The sequence below is a fragment of the Clostridium sp. genome, assembly GCF_021443865.1.
Taxonomy (GTDB): domain Bacteria; phylum Bacillota; class Clostridia; order Clostridiales; family Clostridiaceae; genus Clostridium.
In genome coordinates, this window is sequence record NZ_JABUTB010000102.1 from 1 (window position 1) to 6770 (window position 6770).

The 6770-nt window shown below is 26.8% G+C and carries 9 protein-coding genes and 1 pseudogene; 3 read left to right on the forward strand and 7 right to left on the reverse strand.

Annotated elements, in window-relative coordinates:
* The 3 genes from HUJ77_RS13695 to HUJ77_RS15465 form a co-directional block, all read right to left on the reverse strand.
* On the reverse strand, positions 1–1301 hold a 1301-nt coding region (locus tag HUJ77_RS13695; protein ID WP_366033490.1), incomplete at its 3' end, for a RecQ family ATP-dependent DNA helicase.
* Between the two features lie 150 nt (positions 1302–1451).
* Positions 1452–1928 (reverse strand): LysR substrate-binding domain-containing protein, encoded by a 477-nt coding sequence (locus HUJ77_RS15460; RefSeq protein ID WP_366033492.1) that lies wholly within the window; start codon positions 1926–1928, stop codon positions 1452–1454.
* Between the two features lie 10 nt (positions 1929–1938).
* On the reverse strand, positions 1939–2361 hold the full coding sequence (locus tag HUJ77_RS15465) for a LysR family transcriptional regulator (RefSeq protein ID WP_366033494.1): 423 nt from the start codon (positions 2359–2361) through the stop codon (positions 1939–1941).
* Between HUJ77_RS15465 and HUJ77_RS13705 the strand changes: the two genes are divergently transcribed.
* Positions 2360–2731, forward strand: coding sequence for a hypothetical protein (locus HUJ77_RS13705; RefSeq protein ID WP_291709532.1), 372 nt, complete (start codon positions 2360–2362; stop codon positions 2729–2731). The two genes, HUJ77_RS15465 and HUJ77_RS13705, sit on opposite strands and share 2 nt — an antisense overlap.
* A 63-nt stretch (positions 2732–2794) precedes the next feature.
* On the opposite strand, the gene HUJ77_RS13710 is transcribed toward HUJ77_RS13705, so the two are convergent.
* From HUJ77_RS13710 to HUJ77_RS13725, 4 genes and pseudogenes are all read right to left on the reverse strand, one after another.
* Entirely contained in the window at positions 2795–3751 is a 957-nt protein-coding gene (locus HUJ77_RS13710; protein ID WP_291709534.1) for an anti sigma factor C-terminal domain-containing protein, read from the reverse strand.
* Entirely contained in the window at positions 3744–4238 is a 495-nt protein-coding gene (locus tag HUJ77_RS13715) for a sigma-70 family RNA polymerase sigma factor (RefSeq protein ID WP_291709536.1), read from the reverse strand. Before HUJ77_RS13715 ends, HUJ77_RS13710 begins: the two co-directional genes overlap by 8 nt.
* Positions 4239–4439: 201 nt before the next feature.
* A pseudogene (locus HUJ77_RS13720) lies at positions 4440–4574 on the reverse strand (transposase); the annotation flags it as partial.
* Between the two features lie 178 nt (positions 4575–4752).
* Positions 4753–5088 (reverse strand): rubredoxin-like domain-containing protein, encoded by a 336-nt coding sequence (locus HUJ77_RS13725; RefSeq protein ID WP_291709538.1) that lies wholly within the window; start codon positions 5086–5088, stop codon positions 4753–4755.
* Between the two features lie 223 nt (positions 5089–5311).
* On the opposite strand from HUJ77_RS13725, the gene HUJ77_RS13730 reads away from it, so the two are divergent.
* Positions 5312–5980, forward strand: coding sequence for a response regulator transcription factor (locus tag HUJ77_RS13730; protein WP_291709540.1), 669 nt, complete (start codon positions 5312–5314; stop codon positions 5978–5980).
* A gap of 296 nt (positions 5981–6276) precedes the next feature.
* Positions 6277–6693, forward strand: coding sequence for a hypothetical protein (locus HUJ77_RS13735; RefSeq protein WP_291709542.1), 417 nt, complete (start codon positions 6277–6279; stop codon positions 6691–6693).
* Positions 6694–6770: the final 77 nt, after the last annotated feature.

Genomic DNA, 6770 nt, shown 5'->3' on the forward strand with positions numbered 1-6770 from the left:
CCTCTAAGAACATCTACTATCATACCTACTCCAAAGCTTCTCTTCATTTTATAAATACATGATATAACCTTTTGAGCTTCTATAGTTCTGTCCTTAACTTCACCCTTATTTAGACAATTACTACAATTGCCACATTCTCCTTCATAGGAATCTCCAAAGTAATTTAATATATATTTTCTATAACAACTATTTATATAAACTAAGCTTGTCATTTGCTGCAGCTTTTTATATTGATTATTTTTCCTTAATGGGTCTTCAGTACTAACTTCAATTAGGTACTTTTGAGTAATTACATCTGCTGGTGAAAAAAGCATTATACATTCACTTTCTTCCCCATCTCTTCCTGCTCTACCTATCTCTTGGTAGTATCCTTCAATATTCTTAGGCATATTATAATGAATAACATATCTTATATTAGGTTTATCAATACCCATACCAAAGGCATTAGTAGCTACAATTACAGTAGTCTCATCATTTATAAATTCTTCTTGGCATTTTATTCTTTCATCATTTGAAAGACCTGCATGATATCTTCCTACTTTAATATTATTTTTATTTAATAATTCATAAAGGCTATCAACATCTCTTCTTGTTGCTGCGTATATTATTCCTGCATCCTTAGAATTATCCTTTATATAATTAATTAAAAACTTCTTTTTCTCTATTCCTTTAATAACATTTATCCTTAGATTTTCTCTATCAAAACCAGTAACAAATATCTTTGGATTATTAAGTCTTAATAAATTTACAATATCATTTCTTACTTCTTCAGATGCTGTTGCTGTAAAAGCTGTTATAATAGGTCTTTCAATAAGCTTATCAATAAATGTTGAAATTCCTTTATAACTTACTCTAAAGTCATGTCCCCATTGAGATACACAGTGGGCTTCATCAATAGCAACTTGTGCAATTTTTACTTGTGTTATTGCTGTAATAAATTCATTTGAATGAAGTCTTTCAGGTGCTACATAAATTATCTTATATTTTTTATTTTCAATACCATTCATTACCTCATTAAATTCATAAGTAGATAAAGAACTATTTAAAAATGCAGAGTTTATTCCAATTGAATTTAAAGTATCTACTTGGTCCTTCATAAGAGATATAAGTGGTGAAATTACTATTGTTATCCCATCTAAAATTAAAGCTGGAATCTGATAGCAGAGAGACTTTCCCCCTCCTGTTGGCATAATAGCAAGAACATCCTTCTCTTTTAATATTTCATCTATTATTTTTTCTTGCCCTCTTCTAAAACTCTTATATCCAAAGTACTTCTCTAAAACTTCTAACTTATCAATCAACTATACTTTTCTCCTTATCTAAACTACTTTATATTTCTTATCTTAATTATAACAAATAACAGAAAATATATTCTTATCCTGCTAATTTATTCAATAAAAAAATAGCACTAAATCAAACAAGATTAAGGGCTATTTATATAAATTCCTTTATTAATATTTTTTATGTTCTAAAAGCTTATCTTTGCTTTTTTCAACAATAAAATTTTTAAATAGACTAACAGAAGGTGTTAAATACTTAATCTTTAAAGTTGCAAGATATATAAATCTTTCATGCGTTGGATTTACTATTGGAAGAACTTTTATATTATAGTTCTTCAAGGATGATATTCTTGGAACAACAGCAATTCCATAATTTATTTCAACTAATCCTGCAATTGCATTATCCTCTTCAACTTCACATATTATATTAGGTTTTAAGTCTATCTTTTCAAATAAATTATTTATTAGTGGCCTTATTCCACTTTTCTCACTAAAACCTATAAATGGATAACTATCTAACTCTATTAAATCAATACTATCCTTTTCAGTTGGAGGATGATCATTAGATACAATTACAACTAGCTCCTGATTGTCTATTGGTATGAAATCTACTTCATCTTCATTGTCTACATATGAACAAAGTACCATATCATATTTCTCATTTTTTTAATTCATCTATAAGAACCTTTGTTGTACCTTGACCAAAGGTAAATTTTATATCTTTATTTTCTTCTATTTCAACGAAATTTTTAATTAGTTTTGGAACAAAAGTTGGACCAAAAGTATATATATATCCAAGTTCAATAGTTCCAGTTGAAATATTGGTTAATTCTCTTAGTTTTTTTTCACCTTTTTCTAATTCACTTAATGCTCTATCTACATATTCAAAATATAATCTTCCATATTTAGTTAGCTTTATATTTCTTCCTTGCTTCTCGAATAAATATGTTCCCAAATCTTTTTCTAAAGCTGATATAGCATGACTTAAACTAGGTTGTGTTATTGATAATTTATCTGCTGCCTGAGTATAATGTTTTAATTGTGCTAATACTCTAAAATAATTTAAGTGATTTAAATTCATGAAGTATCTCCTTTTCCCATTAATTTCATTAATAATATTAGTAGTACTTTGGATGTTCCCAAGCACTTTAAATTGCCTAGTTGCTGCATTCGTAATAGGATTCTCAGCTGCAGATGGAGTTTTACAATTGGCTTTAACATCAATGTCAGAATTATTCCCAACAAGTAAGGGTAAGATTACTGGTATAGTATTTACAACTTCAAGTATATCTTCTACAGTTGTTCCAAGTATAACTGGTATATTAGCAGATATGAACTTAAGCCACGTAATACTATTTGATATAGGAATAACTGCTATAGATGTTATATTAGCCCTTATAGTTAATATAAGATACAATATAGTTAAGAAAAATGAATTAAAAGCATCTTAATAAGCTACTATAAAATGCTATGCATATTACTGCATAGCATTTTATATATTACTAGTCTTTTAATTAAAACTTATCTACTATGTTCCCTAATATAGCGTGTTTAATCATTGAATTACTTTCTAATTTTTTTAACTCCTCAGCAGTACCCTGAACAACTACGCCACTTATATTAGTATAACTTCCATCTCTAATTTCTATATGACTTCTATATTTATTATCTTTTAAATATGCTATAGCTTCTCTATACTGGATTAATCTTCCATTTTCATCTACTATTAATTTTCCTTCACCTGTAATTGACTTAATACCTATAACTTCATTTTCAGTAAGATAAGCCTTCTCATCTTCATAGTAAGATTTTTGTTCATCAGTAGACATATCAATCCAATAGAAAGAAATATTATCACTTCCAAAGCTCTTATTTACATCTTCATATGAATATTCTTTATCAAAGGATAAAACCATTTCTATATATTTATTATTATCTATTTCATCCAAGTATCTAAAATCATTTATATCATTTTTATAACTTACATATGGTAACATAAAACATAGTTGCCTTAATCCATTAGTATTATAACTTCTCTTTGCTAAATCCTCTTCTAAGGTATAATTCCTATGCTCTGGATATATCCCACCTACGCTTCCAAATTGTATACCACTTACTAAATTTCTTGTTCCAGCACTTATAACTTTCTCCTTTACAACCTTACCAATATCGAAGAAAGTTAATGATTTAAAAAGTCCTGTTTCTAAATATCTTCTTTCTCCTATATATTCAGAAGGATGCATAATAGTATATTCATTATAAAATATTGAACTTTGCTTATGAAATGAACGCTCAATAACTTTATCACTTACTACATTAAGAATTAAACCTAGAACTAATAGTATCGCCATTGTTAATGATATAGATTTTGTTATAAGCTTTGAGTTGTATCTTTTTCTTTTTTTCTTAAGCTCTTTAGTTATTTCATCATCATTTTTATCTGAAAAAATATCATCAATTTCTTTATTCATATATATTTTCACCTTCCCATACTTCTTTAAATTTTTTTCTAGCTCTATAGCATAGTGTCTTTGATGACCCCTCATCAATATTCAGTAGCTTTCCTATTTCCCTATAGGATAACCCCATACTATATTTTAAAATTAATATATTTTTTTGACTTTCGCTGATTTTAGTAAATACCCTTTTAATATCAATATTATTCTCAACAGTACTCATATCAAAATCACTCTTTATATTTTCTATTAAATTCTCTGAAACTTCTTTGTTGAACTTGCTTCTTTTATATAAAGAATAAAATTTATTAACTGAAACCTTAAACATCCATGCTTTAATGTTTCCATCAAGTAATATATCAATATTTTCATATACCTTTATAAAGGTTTCCTGAATAATATCTTCCATATCTTCTTTAGATGCACCTATTGAAAGTAAATACTTAGATATAAGGGATAAATCATTTTTTACTAAATCATAAACTTTGTTTTTTATTATCATCTACCCCCTTATTATTTGTAATTTAATGGTACCACATATATATAACTTTTTATAGATAAGAAATGTGAACAGATTTACAAAAAAATCCAACAGATTATCTGTTGGATTTTTTCACAGTTTGTTGAAAAACCCACTGTTAAAAAATAGAGGGTTTTTCTATGTTTAATTTTTATTATCATCTTTATAATTTTCAGTAATCTAATATCCTAAAAACCATCTATATGCTAAATTCACTTCGATATCTTTAACTAGTTGCCTTTCGGAGCGTATGCCATAAAGATATCCTATAAATAACATTTTAAATAGTACTACAGAATCAACCGCTGGGCGATCATTTGATATTGTGATTCCTTTCTTTCGTTTATAATAATAAAACCTCTATGTAATAAATTTATATATTTTTAATTATATTACATATATGTATAAAATTAAAGACTGCTGACACTTTGTCAGCAGTCTGAAATAGGAGCTGTGAAACAGCTCCTATTTAAATCCATATCTAACTAATGTAATTCTACCACTTACCGTTAGTCATATGTCCTGCAAGTTCAGCCTTACATCTTTGCTTTATTGTCCAAGCTTCATTTTTAGCTTTTTCAAATCCATTTACGCACTTAGGATCAAGATTTATTTCTATACCTTCTTCTGCAAGCTTAGCAATTCTATCTGCTAAAACAATTAATTCAGCATGAATAGTATTAGTTCTATCTGCAGTATAAATCTTTGCTGCTTCTTCACTAGTAAGTTCTACAAACTTTTCTTTTCCTAAATTACACTTTGGACAAACTTCTGGTGCTTCAAGTCCTTCGTGTACATATCCACACACAGTACATCTAAATAATTTCTTCATATTAATCACTCCTATATCTAAATAATTATATTTTTTATCCATTTAATATACATATATATTACCCTATTCACTATTAATTGTCAACTAATAAATATTATTAGTTATAAGTTTTTTTCTATAAATTCATAATCAGTACCTATACTCTTAATTGTGTATATTTTGCAGTTATATTTATAATAATTTATAATGTATATAAAATATATATTATAAAGGAAGTGAGCAAATGTCAAAGATAATAATTGTTGAGGATTCTAAAACCATAAGAGAAGAATTAACGATTTTTTTAAGAAGATATGAATATGATGTTATTGCCCCATCAAATTTTGAAAACATTATAGATTTAATATTAGAAGAAAATCCTGACTTATTACTTTTAGATATTAACCTTCCCCTATTTGATGGCTATCATATATGTAGAGAAATAAGAAAGCATTCCGATATGCCAATTATAATTGTTACAAGCAGAAATAGTAATATAGATGAACTAATGAGTATAAATTTAGGTGCTGATGACTTTATTACTAAGCCATATAATACTCAAATTCTTTTAGCAAGGATTTCTTCCCTTTTAAGAAGAGCTCATGGATATTCCCCTAATGATATTATGAACTATAATAACTTAAAGCTTAATTTATCCAATAGTTCAATTACTTATAATGGGTATACCGTTGAGTTAACTAAAAATGAGCTTAAGATTCTTTCATGTATGATTAAAAATAGAGGTAAAATAGTTTCTAGAGATGAATTAATGGACTTTATGTGGAATGCAGATGCTTTTGTAGATGATAATAATCTATCTGTTAATGTTACTAAATTAAGAAAGAAATTAGAAGAGGTTGGTTTAAAGGAAACCATAGAAACTAAGCGTGGTCTTGGGTATATCTTACCATGAGTTTAAAAGAATATTTAAAAGATGTATTTTTATTTTTCTTAATAAATTTTATATTATTCATTATCATAAAGGTTAGTCTTATATTTCCTTTAGGAAAAGTAAATATAATTAATTACACTTTAATGAACTCCTAGCTACTAGTGATAATAGCAGCTAGGAGTTCATTATTTTTATAAATTCTTTTATCTTTCAAAAATGTAACCTTATTGAAATATAAACTAATATGTACTTATTATAATTCCTAGTAAAATGATACTCATAAAGAACAAATTAATTAATGTTTGGAGGAAATTATTATGAAAAAATTTATAATACCTATTTTACTAGTAATTTTAATATTGGCTGGATTAGACTCTGCTTATAAATATTTCTTTGGTCCTAAAATTGTAGAAATTACATTAACTAAATCTGTAGATGACAAAGGAAAAGCTACTGAGAAAACTGATACTTTTACTTCTAAGGACAAAATTTATATTTCTGCAAAAGGAAAAAAGTTTGCTATAGAAGAAGCAACTGTTGTTTGGTACAAAGGTGAAGTTTCAACAAAGAATAGATTTAAGGTGGAAAAAAATATAGAAAAAAATAAATCTGGATACTTTACTGCTGAGTTCACAGTTCCTGAAGGTCTTGAAGAAGGTGACTATGGAGTTGCAATCTTTAATGGTGATAACGACATTATAGAAAAAGAATTAGAATTTAAAATTAAAGATTAAGTATTTACAGGTTATTTTAATTGAAAATTTCTTTATAGGAGAATTTAGGAGGAATTATAATGAAAAATATATTACAT

What these genes read in the sequence shown, in the direction of transcription:
- HUJ77_RS13730 (WP_291709540.1), top strand. Translation starts at nt 5,312, where the DNA reads ATGTCAAAGATAATAATTGTTGAGGATTCTAAAACCATAAGAGAAGAA.
- HUJ77_RS13710 (WP_291709534.1), bottom strand. Translation starts at nt 3,751, where the DNA reads ATGAATAAAGAAATTGATGATATTTTTTCAGATAAAAATGATGATGAA.
- HUJ77_RS15460 (WP_366033492.1), bottom strand. Translation starts at nt 1,928, where the DNA reads ATGGTACTTTGTTCATATGTAGACAATGAAGATGAAGTAGATTTCATA.
- HUJ77_RS13735 (WP_291709542.1), top strand. Translation starts at nt 6,277, where the DNA reads ATGAAAAAATTTATAATACCTATTTTACTAGTAATTTTAATATTGGCT.
- HUJ77_RS15465 (WP_366033494.1), bottom strand. Translation starts at nt 2,361, where the DNA reads ATGAATTTAAATCACTTAAATTATTTTAGAGTATTAGCACAATTAAAA.
- HUJ77_RS13705 (WP_291709532.1), top strand. Translation starts at nt 2,360, where the DNA reads ATGAAGTATCTCCTTTTCCCATTAATTTCATTAATAATATTAGTAGTA.
- HUJ77_RS13725 (WP_291709538.1), bottom strand. Translation starts at nt 5,088, where the DNA reads ATGAAGAAATTATTTAGATGTACTGTGTGTGGATATGTACACGAAGGA.
- HUJ77_RS13715 (WP_291709536.1), bottom strand. Translation starts at nt 4,238, where the DNA reads ATGATAATAAAAAACAAAGTTTATGATTTAGTAAAAAATGATTTATCC.